Origin of the sequence: Tolypothrix campylonemoides VB511288_2 (assembly GCF_045999855.1) — a bacterium.
Taxonomy (GTDB): Bacteria; Cyanobacteriota; Cyanobacteriia; order Cyanobacteriales; family Nostocaceae; genus Scytonema; species Scytonema bouteillei_A.
On record NZ_JBFPMW010000005.1, the window covers coordinates 166,006 to 184,784 of the forward strand.

The following is an 18,779-nucleotide window of genomic DNA, read 5'->3' on the forward strand; positions in this document are numbered from 1 at the left end:
AGAATACTGAGAGCACACGCAAACTTTATAAATGTAAAATCACAATAAATTGCGTGCTTTGAGTCCTAGATAGCGATCGACTAATTGGTTACTTATTTGACTTGCAGGTGCATCAAGTACCAATACCCCTTTTTGTTTGAGCTGGGCAAATGCGACTTGCCTTTGTGCCAATAAATCCAAGGCGACAGCACGGGTATAAGCAGCCGTGACTTCACTTTCTGGTGTGTGTGCTATGCGGTCAACAAGCGGATCGCGCAGGGTGACACAGAAGGGTAGATAGCGGGGTGTCAGTCTGGTGAGTGCTGCAAGAAGTTCCACAGAAGCAGTCACATCAACTAAATCGGTAATGACAACCACAAGACAACGCCGGGACTGCTGCTGCACAACACTCGTGACTGCACCTACATAATCAGATTCTAGTAATACGGGTTGAATGGGAGTCAGGCGATCTATAAGATGGCTCAAGTGATGTTGACCTCTTTCTGAAGGAATCCACAAATGCATTTGACGGTCAAAGACCCCTACGCCTACGCGATCGCCTCGTTGCAATCCAGCCAAAGCTAGGGATAATGTCGCATTCAAGCCCCAATCAAATCTTTGCAAACCTTGCACTCGTGCAGTCATTAACCTTCCCCGGTCAAGCAAAATGAGCAAAGTTTGTTCTTGTTCTGGTTCCAAAACCCTAACTAAAGGGGGTGTATTGCCATGAGTACCCACGCGACGGGCTGTAGCTTTCCAATCAATAAACCGCAAATCGTCGCCCATGCGGTAGTTACGCAGTTCGGCAAACTCAGTACCGATCCCCAGCTGTCGGGATTGGCGGTTGACTCCAGAAGATTGTAGTGTCAGGCGAATGGAAAGCGATCGCAACCCTATCAGATCGGGATACACTTTAACTTTCAAACTGTGAAGAATCTTTCTATTATCCCAAGCTAAACCCCAAGCACCGAGTTGTCTGATTTGGATATCACCCCAAGAAAACTCTCCACGTTGACTTGGGTGAACCGTGTAAGTCAGTTCTTGATGACTGTTACTGGGGACAGTAGCATTTAGAAGTGCTACAGATACTCCAAATTCAGTTGGGTAAAAGTCGCGGATTTGAAGAGTTGCTGTAGCATTTCCCGATTTGACTTTAAGAACAACTGGGTTATCCCGCCCAATGGACAATCTTGATGGTAACTCCCGCGTTACCTGCACTCGGTGGCGTCGCACTTGCAAACCATCGACAAGCATTAACACCAGCACTGCTACATCAAACAGCAAAGTCAACAAGATGCTATTTGGAACGCCAAGAAAGATGGCTATGGTTGGTGCAATAAAAATTCCTAATATTAATAAGAAATAAACTCGCTTAGATGGAACCATAAATGCTTATTTAGAAGATTTCCGCAAAGTTTTGGCGAATATAATTCACTACTATTGATTTCGTTTTACCTTGGGACTGGAACTTTATTCAAAATTGATGAAATAACCCCATCAATTTGTACCCCATCTAGCATTGCTTCTGGTTTAAGGATGAAACGATGGCGCAACAAAGGAGGTGCAACAGATTTTACATCATCAGGAGTGACAAAATCTCTTCCTGCTAGATAGGCAGCTGCTTGGGATGTTTGCAACCAAGAACCAGCCGCACGAGGGGATGCACCTAATGTTAAATCGGGATACTGTCGCGACGATCTTACCAATGCCAAAAGATAGTCAATCGTCGCCTCAGAAACTTTGATTTCTCTAACAGCTTGTCGGGCTTCCAAAATTTGCTCTACGGTTGCGACTGGTTGCAAACCAGAAATATCCATTCGTCGTGCGGCAAATCCTGCTTGACGATTGAGTAACATTTGCTTTTCTGCAGCTTGATCTGGGTAATCGACCACCAGTTTAAATAAAAATCTATCCAACTGAGCTTCTGGCAAAGGGTACGTCCCTTCAAACTCTAGGGGATTTTGCGTTGCGATCGTCCAAAATAAATCTGGCAAAGGCAAGCTTTCACCATCTAGCGTGACTTGCGTCTCTTCCATTGCTTCCAACAGTGCTGCTTGCGTTTTTGGGGGAGTACGGTTTATTTCGTCTGCAAGCAATACTTCTGTAAACACCGGTCCCTTTTTTAAGCTGAAACTGCGGGTCGTCAAATCAAAAATATTTGTACCTGTTATATCTGAAGGTAAAACATCTGGCGTCAGTTGAACGCGGCGAAAATCAGCTTGAATGAACTGCGCCAACACTTTGACTAAAAGAGTTTTACCCGTTCCCGGTACTCCTTCCAAAATAACGTGTCCACCTGCTAGCAGTGCTACCAATAACTGCTGTATCAGGGTAGATTGACCGACAACAACTTGATTGAGTTCTTGATTAAGGCGATTTAATACAGGATTGCTTGAATTCATTTATTGATACAAAATTACACAAAATAGAAGAATTATCTGTTTGTGAAGAACAGACATAATACTTATCTCACATAAGCATACTGATTTTTGTTATATGTTAGGAATGGGTTAATTGGCTACTGTGTAGTTATATGAGTTTTTCTTATGTCGCTGTCTTCTTTGTCAATAACTATAATGACACTATGGCTTTTTGCGATCGCGAGCTTCACTTATTAGAATTTCGCTATCGTGGTTTTTTTCACTTAGCCAGTTCCTTCAACGCATGACGAAACTTCTGGCTACCTTCCCGATAAATGGCCATTGCTTTCTCAAATTCAGGATCGTAAGGACTAAGCTGAATTCCATGTTCAGTTTCCGTCACAAATAAAGTATCTCCTTCAAAAAGGTTGAGCTTTTCTAACAACTCCTTAGAAAATGTCACCCCTACTGAATTACCAATTTTGTGTAACTTTAAGGTCTGGATCATTAAAATTACCCCAATGTAATTACGAGTGTAACTACAATTTTAGCCTTAAATTACCAACTCCCCAAAGTTTTTAGCGATCGCTTTCTAATTTTTTAGCCAATTGATGACTATTGTATGTACGTGGTTCTTTTTTCAGACAGTTTATTTGCACAAAAGTGATTGGGCGTTTCTCGAGCTTGAGATCCTCAAAAGGCTTTTGCTAGAGTTGAATGCGAGTTCCTCGACTTTCCATAACCATTAACCATTAGCCATTAGCAATTAGCCATTAGCAATTAGCCATTAGCAATTAGCCATTAGCTCTTCACAAGCTTGTTGGCAATGCTCGTAATTCTCAGAGCTTATATCCGCATTGCTAAAATACAATTGCTCGTAAGTGGTAATTAAAGTTTCATATAAGATTATTATAATGTCTACTCAAAAACCGAGTTCCGAGCAAAGAGCTTGCGATCCCACTACACCTAGTAGCGAACTACGTCAGCTTGCCCAACAAAGTTCCTCTCTTGCTCAGTTAGTTGCAAAAAACCCTGGTGCTGACTCTGAATTACTCTCTAAATTAGCAGTATCCCCAGACCGAACAATTCGTCAAGCAGTTGCTCTTAATCCTAATATATCTAAAGATATTTTTCTAAATTTAGCTGAAGAATTCCCGGAACAAGTGTTAGAAAATCCAATTTTTCCTCTTCTTTGTCTGGAAGAAACAAATATATTTGAAGATTTATCTGTAGAAGCATTGCAAGGTTTGTTAATGCAGAATAACGTGCCAAAAATACTACTTGATTTTGCGTCACAACATTCCGATCGAACAGTGCTAATGACACTCCTTATGAATCCTCAAACTTCTAAAAATTATTTAGAAAAAATTGTTCATAATAAATATTTTGATGTAGAAGAAGGTTATATTTCTGCTCAAAGAGATCCAATGTGGGGGGACGGCGGCTATGACGGCGAATTTGAGGCATGTGACGCTTCATGTAACCTTGAAATTGCTGAGTCCGCAAAACTACATATCAACTGGGTAGAGGAAATTGATGAAGACATTGATGCAGTGGTACAAGCATCAATTCTTAAAACAACTCTTAACTCGTCAAACGAGCAACTATTGTGGGAAATTGGTGTTCTTCCTGAGTTTGTACTGCCAATATTAATGCCAGAAATGCTTGAAACAATTGCCAAAAATCCATATACTGCTCTATCAGTTTTAGAACAGCTATCAGTATCTCCAAAAAAATATGTACGATGTTACGCTGCTGAAAACCCAAACATACCTTTAAATATATTAGAACAATTGGTGGGTGATGATTCTGTAGAAGTTCGCCAATCAATTACTCTTCATCCTAAATTATCTTTCAAGGCATTGCAAAAGTTCTGCTTACAGCAACAAGCAGTAGCAGATGTAAATGCAACTGTTAATTTACTGACAGAACTTGCTAAAAGTCAATGGTTACTGATTCGGCAACGGGTTGCTTATCATGCCAATACACCAGTAGAAATTTTAGAACAGTTAGCAAGAGATGACGATTGGAGAGTCAGAAAAATAGTAGCTAGTCATAGCAAGATTTCTACTAAAATTTTAGAACAATTGGCGGAAGATAAAAGTCAAGAGGTTAGAGTATCTGTAGCAAACAATCATCATACTCATTTACAAACTTTAGAAAAATTGAGTCAAGAAAAAAATTGGAGAGTTCGTGCAGCAATAGCAGAAAATCCCAATGTAACTGTTAATTTATTAAATGAGTTATTAGCAAAGCGTCATGAAGCTATTTTGCTAAAAATAGCTAAAAATCCTTCAACACCACAAGATATTTTGCAACGAATAGCAACAGATGAAAAAGATTATATCCGTGATGCTGTAGCAAAAAATCCTAAGACTTCTGGGAAAATTTTAGCACTACTAGCTCAAGATAAGACTTTTTTTGTACGTGAAGCTGTTGCTTGTCATGCAAATGTACCGGAAAGTGTTTTGGAGTATTTGAGCAGAGATTCAGAAGTAAACGTGCGTTTGTTTGTCAGTCAAAATGCCAATATTTCTAGAATGACTTTAGAAAAACTAGCAAAAGATAGCAATAACCATGTTCGAGAAACCGCTAATTTTATACTAAGATCTGATTGTTTCTGTCCCCATGATGTTAAGCTAAAATTAGGATCTTACGATCGCTTTAATATAGAGTTACATACCGACACTCCCACAAGTATACTGGAGCAGCTATTAAACTATCCTTATGGAGAATTCGTGCGTTTTGCGGTAGCTTCTCATCCGAATGTCACTTTTGAGCTTGTAAGACAACTGGCGCAAGATAAATTCTATGCAGTTAGAACGGCAGTTGCTACCAACAACAAAACACCCTTAGAAATATTAGAGCAGTTAGCACGGGATATAGACTATAAGGTGAGACAGGCAGTTGCTGCCAACAACAAAACATCCAGTAGCATTCTCAAGCAACTTGCAAAAGATAATCATGGAGATGTTCGTGGAGCTGTAGCTTACAATCCAAATACTCCCATAATGCTTGTTATAAATTTATTACAAGATAAGGCTGATTGTAGAACAGATATTGTATATGCTGGTAGATTCGTTGAATGTGTTCGGGAATTAGCGGTAGTAAATCTTGTCTATCATTTTACTCAAGACCAAAACCTATCTGGAGATATACTTACAAGATTAGCTCTTGATAAAGATTGGCGCTTGGGCATAGTTGTTGCCCGTCATCCTAACACTCCAAAGCAAGCCCTAGAACTATTGGGAAAACATTCACATTGGCAAGTTCGTGCTACTGTTGCTTATAACTCAAATACACCTGTAAACGTTTTGCTGCAATTGATAGAAGATGAAAATTATATTGTTGCAGAAGAAGCGATACTGAGTTTGAGTTGGCTAGCGGACGATCGCGATATTATCAAACAGTTTGTAGCCGTAAACAATTTGAAAACTGATGCAGATAGCCTTGCAGAACTTGCTAGTAGTAATTCTTTGCCAATTCGCGTTCTTGTTGCCCGTCATTCTAACACTCCAGCTAATATTTTAGAACAATTAGCAGCAGATACGTGCCTTGATGTTCGCATGGCTGTTGCTCAAAACCCCCATACACCCATTGATTTGCTCAATAGTTTCATAAATAATTCAGGAGAAAACCAGCAGCTGAGAACAGCCGCTATCAAAAACCTCCTCGATCGCAAAGTAGAAACTGCATCAGCACTTCTAGAACAATATGCAGGTTCCGATCGCCTGACTTTTGCTCGATTGTTCGTTTTGTTACATCCAATGGCTCCTAAAGCACTACTTGCAAAACACTTTCGTTCTTGGTATTGGTTGGAGCGATATGCCATAGCTCAAAATCCCAGAACCCCAACGGAAATTTTACAGCAACTTGTCCAAGACGCTAACCGTATAGTTCGTGCTACAGCTAAATCTCATCTTGCTCATAAAACACAAGATTCAGCTTAACTACACTTACAATAGTGTCCAAAAATTTGCAGTCTACTGACATAAGTTCCCACCCTACTGTACTTACTTCGCAGAATCAAAAATCTGTTGCGCTGTTAAATCCAATTCGGAAAATATTGCCGATTGTATGCGATCGCTATCTCGAAAGAGAGTAACTTGGTACTCGTTTTCTATCAAATTGTAAACAGAGATAGTTGGTTGTTTGGGATTACCTATAAATCTCCTTCCGCCTAAAGCAGCGTAGTCTACTATCCAATATTCTGGAATACCTATCATTTCATATTTGCTTAGTTTCAAATAATAGTCGTCTTGCCAGTTAGTACTGACAACTTCAATAATTAATGGAATTGATATGGGTTGGCAGACTGTCGATTCTTTTTTCCACAAAGGCTCATTGACTAAGTTGTCACTATTTAATATTAGAATGTCAGGTAAATATCCTGATTCGTTGTCTAGAGGTTTTACTATCGCTTGATTGGGAATGAAGTACGGAAGTTTTAAACGTTTGAATTCTACAGTTAATTCTCCTGCTAAAAAGCCTTTGACTTGTTCGTGTTCGCCAGACGGTGGTGTCATTTCAACAATTACTCCATCATGAAGTTCATAACGACGCTCGGAATTGTCTGGATACCAAGCTATAAATTCTTCAAAAGTGATTTGTTTGGATCGAGCTAGAGCCATTTTCTCACCTCTTTGATTTGTGAAATATTAAGTAGGGTAAGCAATACCCTCTTGGTGGATATTGCCCACCCTACAGTGTTGATAATTTTTACAAATGATTTAGAATTGCTATATCTTCTGCCTTATTATTCTCCATTTTTCCAGCCAACTTATCAGTTCTTTTTCACTCAATCGACGTTTTTGCGATTGTAAGTTTAACACTTCATCTAATTCTGTAGCAGCAACCCCTGTCTGTTGTACCCAAGTATTGACTAAACTTGGACGATCGAGTAACTGCTGTCCCAAACCCAAAGATTTTTGGAGTTGCAGTTGTTCTTCTTTACCAACCATCTCCACTACAAAGTCCCTCGATTCAGCTTTTTGTAAAACTCCTGCTAACGCTTGAATATAAGCTTCGCTGTTATCAACAACAGGCGTCTCTAAGGAGACTGGTTTGCCAAAGCGTCGGTTTTGTCCCCAAATCAGTACTACTAGCAGTACACCTCCTTGGACAAAAGCTGGCATTAGGGGAGTTTGTGCTAAATAACTCCATATATCCCCTTTGCCTTCTTGTTTCCTAACACTGGGTTCTTTATAACCGTGAATATACTCGTCTACAAATAATAAATTATCTTTCTGAGTGACTAAATCTGCTAAATATTGAAAATTCGCTTGATTCTCTTGGTAAGCATTAGCACCTAAGTAGGAAGGAATCACAAAAATCGCTGTTCCTTTACCGTATTTTTCTTCCCACACAATTGCACCAAAGCGATCGCCCAAACTCACTTTTTCTCCTTTCCGAAGCGGGTGCCGCCGCCGTGTATCAATCTTGACTTGACCTGCAGGAGATTCTTGCATTGTGGTGAACTTTGCAGCTGTTACGGGTTCGCTCACTCCCACAATGATTAAGCGATTCCCCTTTTCTACCCATTCTCGCTCATAATCGTATGAAGAAAGTTGTCTTTGGTAACCGTTTATTTGGACAAAAGTGATTGGGCGTTTCTCGAGCTTGAGATCCTCAAAAGGTTTTTGCCAGCGTTGAATGCGAGTTCCCCGACTTTCCATATAAGCATACCAAGCCCCATATCCTTCGGGATAGAGGCTGTAAGTGGAACCACTATGATGTTTACTGGTAGTTGGCGCTGATATAACAGTTAGTAATACAAGTACACATAATACCAATGCCCCAATCCAAACAAGACGGTTTGAGCGTTTCATATATATTGGCTAATAGCTAATGGTTAATGGCTAATGGCTAATGGCTAATGCTAAGAGGACAATTAGCAATTAGCTATTAGCAATTAGCTCTTCACAAGCTTGTTGGCAATGCTCGTAATTCTCAGAGCTGATATCCGCATTGCTAAAACATAATTGCTCGTGAGTGGTAATTAAAGTTTCATATGGTTGTACGGGGGTGACAGACATTTGTAGCAATTGTAAATACTCTCCGTCTGTACGACTGGGCTTGTGGGGAAGAACGCCGCGATCGTGTAAATGTTGTAACATAGCAAAGTACAAACAACGACAGGCTTCTCTAAAATCTCCCTGACGGTAAAACTCTTGCGCTCGCGCCAACCATATCGCTACCGATTGTTCGCTTTCTTTGCCTTTACTACTAGAACGACTTGAATGACTGATTCTTGCTAACCAAGAATAAAGATAGGGGTTGAGTTCTTGCCACAACCGCCAACTAACCCATAGTAAGAAGAAACTGAGTAACAGCCAAAATATAAAATTGAGTACGTCAAACAGCCAAGGGCTTATTTGCCATCCACTAGGCAGATCTGGTTTAAATTGGAAACCAGAAAACTGATATTCTATCCATTCTCCAACTTGTTGTTGCAATTGAGAGATCTGCCAATTCCAACTTGTTTTTTCAAAAGAATCTAAGGACATAGAAAAATATGGGGAGGGTGTACGGGCGTTAGGTATTGCGCCCCTACTAACAGCCAACAACTAACAACTAGTGACTAACTTTCTGTCCTTTGTATCATGACCCACCCAAGAGCGACAAGCAGCGCACCGGATGCCAAAAATCCTAAATCCCAAATTAACTCGTGGGGTCCGGGTTTCACGTGGTGAATGCCGAGAATATGATGGTCAATGACACCTTCAACCAAGTTGAACAATCCAGCGCCAATGAAGATAGAGCCAAAGTAAAGGTTTGATGACCAAGGAACATCATTGTGTCGTCCCGCCCTCCAGAGCAAAATAACTCCGATCGCAGTCATTATCCAGTCAAAAGCATGGAACAAGCCATCCCAAAGCGTGTTTATATCTATGTTAGAGACTGTGGTTGGAGGTCGAATGCTGCTTAACATATGATGCCATTGGAGAATTTGATGCAGGACTATGCCATCAAAGAACCCACTTAGACCTATACCTAGAAAAATTCCAGCAACAAGCAATGGTGTGCGACGATCTCTTTTTCCGCTTTTGTCTTCCATCCTCCACCTCACATCATTTACTGTCTCCTCAGGATAAATCTGTCTTCCCAGCTCAATCCTCTACCCAAAGACACTTACTGCGGAAGAATTGAAATTTACTCAGTTCTTGCTAGTATCTACAGTTAGGGAAGAAAATAGAGGCATAAAAAAGCAATTTTCATATGACCATTTATTTTTACAAGGTTTGGCAGCCTTACGGCTGTTTTTCTAATTTTTCGTTTCACTCCATCCGAATCGATGGTGTTTGCTGGTCTACAGTTGAGCACTATTATCAAGCTCAAAAGTTTGTCGGAACACCAGATGCGGTAGTGATACCTCTTATCTATGTTGCCGAAACGCCAGAACAAGCGGCGGCGTTAGGTCGCGATTGTACTCGCCAGGTTCGTCCTGACTGGGAGGCAGTCAAAACTCAAGTTATGAGAGAAGCGGTTCTCAAAAAGTTTTTAACTCATGCTGATATTAGAGAAATTCTTTTGACCACGGGTGACCAATCGATTGTAGAAAATTCTCCCACCGATTATTTTTGGGGATGTGGAGCCAAAAATACAGGTCAAAATTACCTTGGCAAAATTCTGATGAGCGTGCGTGAAGAGCTTCGTACTTTACCATCCTTGTCCTCAAGGGTTTCTGAATCTCTGAGATTTCAAGTTTCTAATTGAACCAGAGATTGTACCGTAGGTATATATTAATCTTGGTGCAATTATTCCATGTTTTGGCAAATCTCATGAAACAGATCCTCAATCCAGTCAGTAATTTGACAAAAAATATCAAATTACTCATTCTGTCGCTTGTGATGGTAATTCTTGCTTCTTCCATGTTTGCTGTACCTGCTCTGGCTACAGGTGTAGATCAAATACCGGATATCACACCAGGTAGTACTTGGGTTATCGATCGCGGTGAAGTTCTTAGCCGTTCTAACGAAGGCAAAATTAGCACTGCTTTTGAAAACTTGGCAAATAAAACTGGAAATGAAGTGAGATTTGTTACAGTTCGCCGTCTTGACTATGGTGAAACACCGGAAAGCTTTACAAAACAACTCTTTCAAAGATGGTTTCCCACAAAAGAGCAATCGGCAAATCAAACTCTCTTGATGATTGATACCTTAACCAACGGTGTCTCAATTGTGACTGGTGACAAAGTAAAATCTTTGTTGTCAGATGACATTGCTAAAAGTGTAGCTTCTGAAACCCTAACAGCACCATTACGCGACGGCAACAAGTACAATCAGGCGTTTTTAGATGCAAGCGATCGCATAGTTGCCGTCTTATCGGGGGAACCCGATCCGGGACCACCCCAAATAGCTGAGAAAGTACAGGTGGAAGGCACCTTCACAAAAGCAGAAGATACCGATCAAGGTAATGCAACTGCTTGGGTGATAGGGCTTCTCATTGCTGCAACCATTATTCCAATGGCAACATACTACATTTACCAGATCAATCAGCCATCATCTAATGGTTAGTGGTTAGTGGTTAGTGGTTAGTGGTAACCACTAACCACTAACTGTTTAATCCTGAACATAGTCTTGCCCTGTCACCAAAGCAATCTCAGCGCGGATGAATTCCCGACCTAAGTAAGCAGCATGGTCTAGCTGAGTGACCGGACAGGGTTGAGTTTCCTCAAAGATTCTAACGCAGAGTTCTTTTGCTGTTCTGCCACTGAATACTATACTGTGGGTCCGTTCTACTTTTCCCCGTGCGGGAATCACTTGTCCTGTTTCAGGATCGACCGCTAAGCCGCGATCGTCAATCACATTTGTATAATGCTTGGCACAAATTAAACCTTCTTCCCGATTCACGTAAATAATAAAATATCCACCGGGGTCAAGGTCAATATGACGTTGAGAAAGCTTTTCATCAATTAACGCTAAATTTGAAACAGTCAAATCCATATTCACCTTAAAATTAACGTTCAAAAATGGGAGTTTTTACCTTTACTTAACCCCTTCTTAAGTTTAGATATTATGTTGTACTTTTAGCAGGTGTCGTTCTCCTTTATCCTTCATTTTTCATCCTTTTGACTAAATGGCAACTCCGCATTAATTCCCTCAATCTCCTGCTGTTCGAGTTCGTTAACTTGATTGATATAGGGACGCAGAATCTGTGACAAACGATTATTGTAAAAGCGGTGTAAGCTATGATTGACGGTAGCTGGAAAACCCCGACGTTTTTTATGCCGTCCACCTGCACCGGGGTCAAATAATTGAACGCCGTTTGCGATCGCCCATTCTATTGGCGCGTAGTAGCAAGCATCAAAATGCAAACAGTCAATTTCTTGAAAAGAACCCCAATAGCGTCCATACATTTGGTCATCTTTAACCAAGCAAAAAGACATTCCTATTGGCTGACGGTTATCTTGTTCGTTGTAGGCGGCAAAAAACACAACCCGATGGCGGTAATGAGTGTGCAGTTGTTCAAAAAACCGCTTTGTCAAGTACTTGCTACCCCACCAACCAAATTTATCACAAGTATCTGCGTAGAACTGGTACATGAGGGGAAATAAGGATTTTGGAATTTCATCACCAAACAAAGGCTGCAATTTCAAACCAGCTTTTTCCACCGCTTTACGTTCGCGCTTAATATTGCGACGTTGATTGGCATTGAAAACTGACAAGTAATCGTCAAAAGTATTAAACCCAGAATTTTGCCAAATGTAGCTGTGATGCAGCCAAGGGGTAAAACCTTGACTTTCGAGGATGGGACGCCATTGCGGATCGACATAGAGAAAATGACAGCCAGAAATACGGTGTTTGGTACAGAAGCCGTCAATTTCACGTACCATCATTGCTGTAATGTCATGCTCATCTTCTCCTGGCGCAATTAAAAATCGATAACCTTCAGCAGGTGTAAAGGGCGACATTCCCAGCATTTTTGGGTAATATTCTACACCAATACGTTGTGCTAAGTCAGCCCACTGATGATCGAAGACAAATTCGCCATAGCTGTGCCCTTTAATGTACAAAGGCGCAGCTGCTATAAGTATTTTGTCACGCCATACAGTTAAGTGATTTGGCAACCAGCCAGTATTAGCAGTAGCACTTTGGGAGGTTTCAAGATTATTCAGCCACTCCCACTCTAAAAACGGGGTTTTGAGTGGTAAAGCCAGAGCATCCCATGCATCTTTGGGTACTTCAGCAATTTTGTTGTTCCAAGCAACTGAATAACGAGGCTTTATTTGTTCCAACATTTTTACAGTAAATACTAAGCAAGATGCCAATTTTGGGTGTGAGCGAGTAATTCTGGGAAAAATTCTTGAAAATCATTGTCCAGATCCCGCTCGTGTGCGATCAATTCGCTGACAGCTAGGTTTAAAGTGAAGGGCTTAGACAACCGCGTTGACAGTCTGTAAGATATCCTCCCAATGGTCTTTTCTACACCAGCTAAATTGCGATAAGACCCCAACCAGTCCTCAACAGCCATCCGATTTAAAATCTCTCTTACGGGTATGGGTAGTTGCCCTGGGTAAGCCTGAAATGACTCATATATTTGAGTTGTAAACTCATCAAGCGGTATGTTTGAGTACACAAACCAGTTTTTGGCAAGAAAGTAATCGTAAAAGACATCTACCAGTATTCCAGCAAATCGTTTATATTCTTGACAAATTCTGCTTTTGCTGCATTGAACGATGGAGTGACAATCGGTAAATTTATCAATAAAATTATGGCATTCTATACCTCGCCGGATACCTAAGCTCAAATTCTGGCGAGCTGAACCTTTAACTAAATCAGCAAGGAGGTTTCCCAAGCGACTTTCAACGTTCTTTTCTGACAAAAACAAGTGGGCTAGCCAGTTCATAAAAAGCTTGTAGGTTTGGAAGTGATAACGCTGTCTTTCTATAGAGGAAAAACGACGCCGAAATTTTGGTAGAGGTTAAAATACCTAAAAAAGTAATTGTATTAAATTTTAACACTATTCTTTTGACCTCTTGAAAAAATAGTGCAGAAAAACCTCTTGTTCGATGGTGCGAACTTCTAATAATTGCAAGCTCGGCGCTAGCTCGGGGAAAAACCCCTTTCCTTCCACTGGTGTAGGTGCGGTTGTACCACCTAAAATCAACGGACAGATAGTGAGCCAAAATTCATCGATTAAATCTGTATCTAGCATCGAGGAGACTAACTCGCCACCACCCAAAACAGCCAAACGTTTTATGCCTAAATTGTTCAAATGTTTTAAACCAGCTTCCATGTCGATTTCTCCTGTTGTTTTTTCAAAAACTAGTATTTGCTCAAAATCCGAACGTTCTTTCCAAAAAAGCGATCCTGCTGATGTGGTTAGTAACCAACGGCTAATTTTTTGCCTAAAAAAGCGCATTTCCGGATTTAGGTGCCCAGAAGCTGTAATTACTATTTGTATCGGCTGGGGCGGCTTTTCCGCACGAGCTCGTTGTTGCAGCAGTTGTGGGTGTGATACGGTGATTGTTGTACCGTAGGCGCGGAGAGTACCAGCACCAAATATGACAGCATCAGCCAAAGCAATTTGTTCTTCGAGGTGGGCTTTATCAGTTTTTGAACCAAAGCGAGCAGGCGATCGCGTGACATCTGATATTTTGCCATCTGCGCTCATTGCTAAGATTACTATGGTATGTGGACGGTCTTGCACAGTTTAATTGGATTGATTGTTTTTATGTTTTCAAAGAAACCTGTTACTTTTAACAATACAATGCCGGAAACTTTCTATTCTCAAATTTCATCATGATGATTTGCGCGTAAACGATAGTTGCACGAACAAGCATTTTTATGAGAGTTTGTATACTTCATTTCTTTTTCCTATTGAACTTTTTTATATTTTAAATAGGATCGTAAAATAGGAAATTTTGTAACTCAAGAACAATAGCAACTTTTTTGAGTTGCTGCTGTGATTGGCACATAATCAAGAGAGACGCCGATGGCTAAACCCCGTCAATCATCTTTTCGGAGAATTTTAGTATCAAAGATTTTGCTACTGTCAGTTCCAGTTTTATTGATAGGGGAGATTGTAGCTTATAAAAAGGCCCGCTCTAGTCTGCTGGAAACAGCGCGGCAAAATTTAACAGAAAGTGCCATTATTAAGGGCGAGAAGCTTATAGAAGCGAGTGCTGCTTTAAAAATCAATTTAATCAACGCAAGTCAAACAACGACTGTGCGAGCGGGTTTACCTATAGAAGTGCAGAAATTTCTAACCAAAATTGCAAAACAACTACCCAAACAAATTGATTGCATTCAATTAATCGATCCCCAAAGTAATGATATCTTAGCTAGTACTTGTGGTCTTAAATCGTTTGGAGAGGTAAAATTTCCTTTTGCCAGTGAAGGCTTTAACGTCGAAACTATATTACCACCAAAAGTCGGAACAACGGGTCAAAAAGATATACGAAATAATCTGCAACTCATGCTATCTGCACCCGTGTATGATAGTGAAGAAAATATGCGTTATGTCTTGAGATTTAAATCAGTCATAATGCAACAAAAAATTAATAATAAACTGGGATTGTTAACCGGTTCTACTGTCATTATTTCTGATGATGGGACTATCCTAGCACATCCAATAGCATCCCGAGTTGGAACGAATATAGAACAACATGCCGATGCTGCAAGATTGAAAAGCATTGTTAAAAACGCTTTGGTAGGAAAGCAAGATTTCCTACATTTGTTTTTTGAAAATGAAGGGGAAGAGTTACTAGCAGGATATACAGCAATCCCAAGCCCCGTCGTTACAGAAGGACAAAATAAAAAATGGGTTATCATATCAGTCACTAGTTTGGATGATGCTCTTTACGGGCTTCAAGACATAAAAATTATTCTTGTCGTTTTAACATTTGGTTTGGTTGGAGCAAGTGTATTAGCTTCATTGTATGTAGCTCGTTATTTAGCACAACCTGTAGAAAAACTAAGAGACTATGCTTTAAATCTTCACCTCAACGAATCTACACAACCAGTACCTGATAATTTCCAAATTCGTGAATTTAACCAATTAGCCCAAGCCCTGCATCAAATGTTGAGTCGCCTTAAAATTTGGGCAAAAGAGTTGGAATTAGCATGGAAAGAAGCCAAAGATGCCAATCAGGTAAAAACGCAATTCCTAGCAGCAACATCCCATGAATTAAGAAATCCACTTAACATCATTATCAATTGCGTTCGTATAGTAAGAGAAGGTATGTGTGATGACAGAGAAGAAGAACTAGAATTTCTCAAGCGTGCTGATGATACAGCAATTCACTTGTTAGGCATTATTAACGATATTCTTGATATTTCTAAAATAGAAGCAGGCAAGCTATCAGTTGTTCTGAAACCTGTAGATTTAACACAAATTTTAAAAGATGTTATCAACATACAATCTGTTAGCGTGCAAAAAAAAGGTCTGCAATTAAATATCCCACAGTTAGAAGAAATTCTACCCGTTAATGCTGATTCACCAAAGCTAAAACAAGTACTTATTAATGTTATTGGCAATGCTACCAAGTTCACCGAAGAAGGAAGCATTACAATTTCTACAGATATTCAAAATCGTGATGACAAAGCTGAGGTTATTATAAAAGTTAAAGATACAGGTATAGGGATCGATCCCACACAACAGTCAAAACTTTTTCGTCCCTTTGTTATGGTAGATGATGCCAATGCTCGTAAATTTGGAGGTACGGGATTGGGTCTGGCAATATCGCGCAACTTAATGGAACTTATGGGAGGTACTATTACCCTTGAAAGTCAGGGTAATAATTCGGGAACAACAGTGACAATAACTTTGCCTTTAATTGATGTTTCTTTATTAAGCGGCTCTGAAGACCAAGAAGGTTCAAACAATAAGAATATATCTTCACAAAATAAACAAGTAACAACAACGCAAGTAGGAGATACAACTCCTAAAGGGAGCTTCTTACCCTCCAATTTAAATAAAGAAATTAAAAATTCTAAATTGAGAATGCAAAATATAAAATCCTAATGCGTTAGTCGTTAGTTATTAATGGTCTGTAATATATGAAAGGTTTACCAAATTTTATTCCTTATACAGAAACACATTTCCCATCTTGGTTGAGAGATTCTGTTAAAGCAGAAAGAATTTGTACTAATTCCGTACCAACCCAACCAGATGAAGTTTCTGAGGGAAGATTATTGAGAATACAATGAATAAAGCTATTGCACACAGCCTTTAAGGGTTCTGCTTTTTCTATTTCTAAGACTTCTTGTTTTTGATTGGTAGGAATAAATTTGTTTTCTCGTTGTTCAAATTCTCCATGTAGCAAGGTTAGCCCTGATGTAGGGGACATTTCATCAAAAATGAGACTGCCACGACTGCCTGCAATTCCCAGCCGTCGTTGTTTGTCAGAATTTAGCCAGCATAAGTGGATATAAACTTGAAAGTCATTTGGGTATGTCAGCGTCACCCACACTAAATCTGATAGCCCTGGTTGCAACCAAACTTTACCCTTAGCCTCAACTTTTATCGGTACTTGATTCAGCCATGTATTAAAGATAGCAATATCGTGAATGGCTAAATCCCACAATGTATCAACATCTTGACGAACTGGCCCTAAATGTGTACGGGCAGCATATCCGTAACGTAAGTCACCCAATTGACCTGCTTGAACGACAGCTTTTCCTCTTTCAACAGCTGGATGAAATAAGTAGGTGTGGTCAACCATCAACTGTCGTTTTTGCTGCTCTGCGAGTTGGCAAAGTTCTTGGCATTCATTAGGGTTAAGAGTGAGAGGTTTTTCTGCTAAAACGTGGTAACCCCAACGCAAAGCATCAGAAATCAGGGAGTAATGAGTACTTGCAGGTGTAGCGATCGCCACTGCTTCTAAATCTTCCATTTGCTGTAGTGCTTGCCACTCAGTCGTAAGTAGTACCGTGTCATCTAAGTGGTACTGCTGTTTTATCTCTGCCAACCTTTCAGAGCTTGGATCTACGACTGCTTTGACTTCAGCTTGCGGATGTTCGAGAAAATTCCGCAACAGATGTACTCCCCAACGTCCAATACCGACGACAGCAATTTTAATCATTTCATTGATAGATAGTAGTTAGTAGGGGCGCAAGATACTGCGTCCGTATGTGGTTAGCGATTATGAGTTATTGAATCAATGCTCAGCTCTCAAGAGTCAAGTGTCAATATATTTTTTGCTAAACTTTTTATACTTAATCTTGCTCGTCTTCACCACAAACCACTAACCAATCAAGATTGTTCTTGAGTGTTCAGTGAGAGAAAAGCAACTTTTGCTGCTGCTTGTTCTGCTGCTTTTATTGAACGCCCTTTCCCTTCTCCAAGCTTTTGTCCGTGCAGCCATACTTCTGCAAGAAAACGTTCTTGAATGTGTTGTGGTTGAGTTTTTTCAACCACTCGATATTCTGGTAGTACTTTATACTGAGCTTGCGTCCATTCTTGTAGAGCAGCTTTGTAGTTTAGCCTTGCGGGATCGAGACGGATTTCTGTAGTCAGTTGTTTGAAATGAGGGTCTAGCCAGGGACGGATCAGTTCAAGACTTTGAGTACTTAGATACAATGCTCCTAAAACTGCTTCAAAAGCGTCTGCAAGTCGAGATTCTTGACCAATTTTGTCTGCTGTAGCACTTCCTGCGACTAGCAAGTATAGCTCCAAACCATATTCTCTTGCTAGTTGGGCAAGAATGCGATCGCTCACTAATACCGAACGGATTGCTGCAAAATCTCCAACCGAGCAATCTGGGTAACTTTCCCACAAGACAACTGCTGCGACCAAACGGACAACAGCATCGCCGACAAACTCAAGCTGTTCGTAGTTAGCTGACTCAGAGACTGTGGGATGAGTCAATGCTAAATCCAGCAATTGCCACTTTATAGGTGCTGCTGTTGGCAGACCTAATTTTCGTACTAAACTTTCAAGCTGCCTTTGACGGCGTGGATAAGCAAGACTCATTGGTCACTGATCGCTGGTCATTGGTCACTAGTAACTAATTATTAATAAGGAGAGAGTCGGACATAAGCCGGGTTCTGTTCTCTAATGTAAAAATATTTTGCCAAACATTCTTACATTTTAAGGGCAGTTATCTATCTGGGACGCCTGTTACCAGACGCCTCTAGCGGCTCTTTTTTACGGAACTGGTAAAAGACCAACCGTAGTTCCCTTACCTTGCTCCCAACCGGGGTTTACCGAGCCACGACCTCTCAGTCGTGCTGGTGCGCTCTTACCGCACCTTTGCACCCTTACCAACTGAATTCAGAATTCTGAATTCTGAATTCTGAAAACTTTTCATCATTCATCATTCATCATTCAGAAGGCGGTATTTTTCTGTGGCACTATCCTCACGATCGCTCGCACTGGGCGTTACCCAGCAAGTCTGGTCTTTCGGGAGCCCGGACTTTCCTCAAGCTAGCTTTCTTCAAGCTAACCTGCAACCGCCTGCGCCTACTCTCTCCTTATAACCAGTGTAATCTTGGT

General features: G+C 40.5%; 17 protein-coding genes and 1 other RNA gene. 4 read left to right on the forward strand and 14 right to left on the reverse strand.

The genetic code is table 11. The features are described 5' to 3' along the window. Positions 1-39: 39 nt before the first annotated feature. The 3 genes from AB0756_RS17205 to AB0756_RS17215 all read right to left on the reverse strand — a co-directional run bounded on the left by AB0756_RS17205 (position 40) and on the right by AB0756_RS17215 (position 2,847). Positions 40-1,365 carry a DUF58 domain-containing protein gene (locus AB0756_RS17205; protein WP_038083436.1) on the reverse strand — a complete coding sequence of 442 codons (1,326 nt, stop codon included), beginning with the start codon at positions 1,363-1,365 and terminating at the stop codon, positions 40-42. Positions 1,366-1,430: 65 nt separating this feature from the next. Continuing rightward, positions 1,431-2,381, reverse strand: a complete 951-nt coding sequence (locus AB0756_RS17210) for an AAA family ATPase (protein WP_038083435.1) — start codon at positions 2,379-2,381, stop codon at positions 1,431-1,433. 238 nt (positions 2,382-2,619) lie between these two features. Continuing rightward, on the reverse strand, positions 2,620-2,847 hold the full coding sequence (locus AB0756_RS17215; RefSeq protein ID WP_038083433.1) for an AbrB/MazE/SpoVT family DNA-binding domain-containing protein: 228 nt from the start codon (positions 2,845-2,847) through the stop codon (positions 2,620-2,622). 406 nt (positions 2,848-3,253) lie between these two features. On the opposite strand from AB0756_RS17215, the gene AB0756_RS17220 reads away from it, so the two are divergent. Beyond that, positions 3,254-6,289, forward strand: coding sequence for a variant leucine-rich repeat-containing protein (locus tag AB0756_RS17220; protein WP_038085564.1), 3,036 nt, complete (start codon positions 3,254-3,256; stop codon positions 6,287-6,289). Between the two features lie 63 nt (positions 6,290-6,352). Here AB0756_RS17220 and AB0756_RS17225 read toward each other — a convergent pair whose 3' ends face one another. The 4 genes from AB0756_RS17225 to AB0756_RS17240 all read right to left on the reverse strand — a co-directional run bounded on the left by AB0756_RS17225 (position 6,353) and on the right by AB0756_RS17240 (position 9,396). Then, entirely contained in the window at positions 6,353-6,970 is a 618-nt protein-coding gene (locus tag AB0756_RS17225) for a Uma2 family endonuclease (protein WP_038085563.1), read from the reverse strand. Between the two features lie 108 nt (positions 6,971-7,078). Next, the gene (locus AB0756_RS17230) at positions 7,079-8,167 is read right to left on the reverse strand and encodes a DUF4350 domain-containing protein (protein ID WP_038085562.1); all 1,089 of its coding nucleotides are present in this window, start codon (positions 8,165-8,167) and stop codon (positions 7,079-7,081) included. Positions 8,168-8,236: 69 nt separating this feature from the next. Next, a complete protein-coding gene (locus AB0756_RS17235) occupies positions 8,237-8,845 on the reverse strand; it encodes a DUF4129 domain-containing protein (protein WP_038085560.1) in 609 nt (202 codons plus the stop codon). A gap of 74 nt (positions 8,846-8,919) precedes the next feature. Then, a complete protein-coding gene (locus AB0756_RS17240) occupies positions 8,920-9,396 on the reverse strand; it encodes a DUF2243 domain-containing protein (protein ID WP_038085558.1) in 477 nt (158 codons plus the stop codon). 161 nt (positions 9,397-9,557) lie between these two features. Between AB0756_RS17240 and AB0756_RS17245 the strand changes: the two genes are divergently transcribed. Both AB0756_RS17245 and psb32 read left to right on the forward strand, forming a co-directional pair. Then, complete coding sequence (locus AB0756_RS17245) at positions 9,558-10,055, forward strand: NADAR family protein (protein ID WP_038085555.1); 498 nt, start codon at positions 9,558-9,560, stop codon at positions 10,053-10,055. Between the two features lie 65 nt (positions 10,056-10,120). Then, entirely contained in the window at positions 10,121-10,855 is a 735-nt protein-coding gene (gene psb32 / locus AB0756_RS17250) for a photosystem II repair protein Psb32 (protein ID WP_038085553.1), read from the forward strand. Between the two features lie 45 nt (positions 10,856-10,900). On the opposite strand, the gene AB0756_RS17255 is transcribed toward psb32, so the two are convergent. The 4 genes from AB0756_RS17255 to AB0756_RS17270 form a co-directional block, all read right to left on the reverse strand. Next, entirely contained in the window at positions 10,901-11,284 is a 384-nt protein-coding gene (locus AB0756_RS17255; protein WP_038085551.1) for a DUF4346 domain-containing protein, read from the reverse strand. 110 nt (positions 11,285-11,394) lie between these two features. Beyond that, positions 11,395-12,579 (reverse strand): GNAT family N-acetyltransferase, encoded by a 1,185-nt coding sequence (locus AB0756_RS17260; protein WP_038085549.1) that lies wholly within the window; start codon positions 12,577-12,579, stop codon positions 11,395-11,397. A 14-nt stretch (positions 12,580-12,593) separates the two neighbouring features. Further along, on the reverse strand, positions 12,594-13,187 hold the full coding sequence (locus AB0756_RS17265) for an acyl carrier protein phosphodiesterase (protein ID WP_038085547.1): 594 nt from the start codon (positions 13,185-13,187) through the stop codon (positions 12,594-12,596). A gap of 114 nt (positions 13,188-13,301) precedes the next feature. Next, positions 13,302-13,991: a RibD family protein gene (locus AB0756_RS17270; RefSeq protein WP_072040762.1), complete on the reverse strand. Its 690-nt coding sequence runs from the start codon at positions 13,989-13,991 to the stop codon at positions 13,302-13,304. A gap of 285 nt (positions 13,992-14,276) precedes the next feature. Here AB0756_RS17270 and AB0756_RS17275 point away from each other — a divergent pair, with 285 nt between their 5' ends. Beyond that, positions 14,277-16,307, forward strand: a complete 2,031-nt coding sequence (locus tag AB0756_RS17275) for a HAMP domain-containing sensor histidine kinase (RefSeq protein ID WP_038085542.1) — start codon at positions 14,277-14,279, stop codon at positions 16,305-16,307. 61 nt (positions 16,308-16,368) lie between these two features. Here the strand turns inward: AB0756_RS17275 and AB0756_RS17280 are convergent, their stop codons facing one another. The 3 genes from AB0756_RS17280 to rnpB all read right to left on the reverse strand — a co-directional run bounded on the left by AB0756_RS17280 (position 16,369) and on the right by rnpB (position 18,753). After that, the gene (locus AB0756_RS17280; RefSeq protein ID WP_202048633.1) at positions 16,369-17,367 is read right to left on the reverse strand and encodes a Gfo/Idh/MocA family oxidoreductase; all 999 of its coding nucleotides are present in this window, start codon (positions 17,365-17,367) and stop codon (positions 16,369-16,371) included. A gap of 170 nt (positions 17,368-17,537) precedes the next feature. Next, positions 17,538-18,257, reverse strand: a complete 720-nt coding sequence (gene rnc / locus AB0756_RS17285) for a ribonuclease III (protein WP_038085540.1) — start codon at positions 18,255-18,257, stop codon at positions 17,538-17,540. A 48-nt stretch (positions 18,258-18,305) separates the two neighbouring features. After that, an RNA gene (gene rnpB / locus AB0756_RS17290) (RNase P RNA component class A) lies at positions 18,306-18,753 on the reverse strand. Positions 18,754-18,779: the final 26 nt, after the last annotated feature.

Coding starts and splice junctions, on each gene's coding strand:
- AB0756_RS17280 (WP_202048633.1), bottom strand. CDS start 17,367: ATGATTAAAATTGCTGTCGTCGGTATTGGACGTTGGGGAGTACATCTG.
- AB0756_RS17210 (WP_038083435.1), bottom strand. CDS start 2,381: ATGAATTCAAGCAATCCTGTATTAAATCGCCTTAATCAAGAACTCAAT.
- AB0756_RS17260 (WP_038085549.1), bottom strand. CDS start 12,579: ATGTTGGAACAAATAAAGCCTCGTTATTCAGTTGCTTGGAACAACAAA.
- AB0756_RS17215 (WP_038083433.1), bottom strand. CDS start 2,847: ATGATCCAGACCTTAAAGTTACACAAAATTGGTAATTCAGTAGGGGTG.
- AB0756_RS17240 (WP_038085558.1), bottom strand. CDS start 9,396: ATGGAAGACAAAAGCGGAAAAAGAGATCGTCGCACACCATTGCTTGTT.
- AB0756_RS17275 (WP_038085542.1), top strand. CDS start 14,277: ATGGCTAAACCCCGTCAATCATCTTTTCGGAGAATTTTAGTATCAAAG.
- AB0756_RS17235 (WP_038085560.1), bottom strand. CDS start 8,845: ATGTCCTTAGATTCTTTTGAAAAAACAAGTTGGAATTGGCAGATCTCT.
- AB0756_RS17205 (WP_038083436.1), bottom strand. CDS start 1,365: ATGGTTCCATCTAAGCGAGTTTATTTCTTATTAATATTAGGAATTTTT.
- AB0756_RS17265 (WP_038085547.1), bottom strand. CDS start 13,187: ATGAACTGGCTAGCCCACTTGTTTTTGTCAGAAAAGAACGTTGAAAGT.
- AB0756_RS17245 (WP_038085555.1), top strand. CDS start 9,558: ATGACCATTTATTTTTACAAGGTTTGGCAGCCTTACGGCTGTTTTTCT.
- AB0756_RS17255 (WP_038085551.1), bottom strand. CDS start 11,284: ATGGATTTGACTGTTTCAAATTTAGCGTTAATTGATGAAAAGCTTTCT.
- AB0756_RS17230 (WP_038085562.1), bottom strand. CDS start 8,167: ATGAAACGCTCAAACCGTCTTGTTTGGATTGGGGCATTGGTATTATGT.
- psb32 (WP_038085553.1), top strand. CDS start 10,121: ATGAAACAGATCCTCAATCCAGTCAGTAATTTGACAAAAAATATCAAA.
- rnc (WP_038085540.1), bottom strand. CDS start 18,257: ATGAGTCTTGCTTATCCACGCCGTCAAAGGCAGCTTGAAAGTTTAGTA.
- AB0756_RS17225 (WP_038085563.1), bottom strand. CDS start 6,970: ATGGCTCTAGCTCGATCCAAACAAATCACTTTTGAAGAATTTATAGCT.
- AB0756_RS17220 (WP_038085564.1), top strand. CDS start 3,254: ATGTCTACTCAAAAACCGAGTTCCGAGCAAAGAGCTTGCGATCCCACT.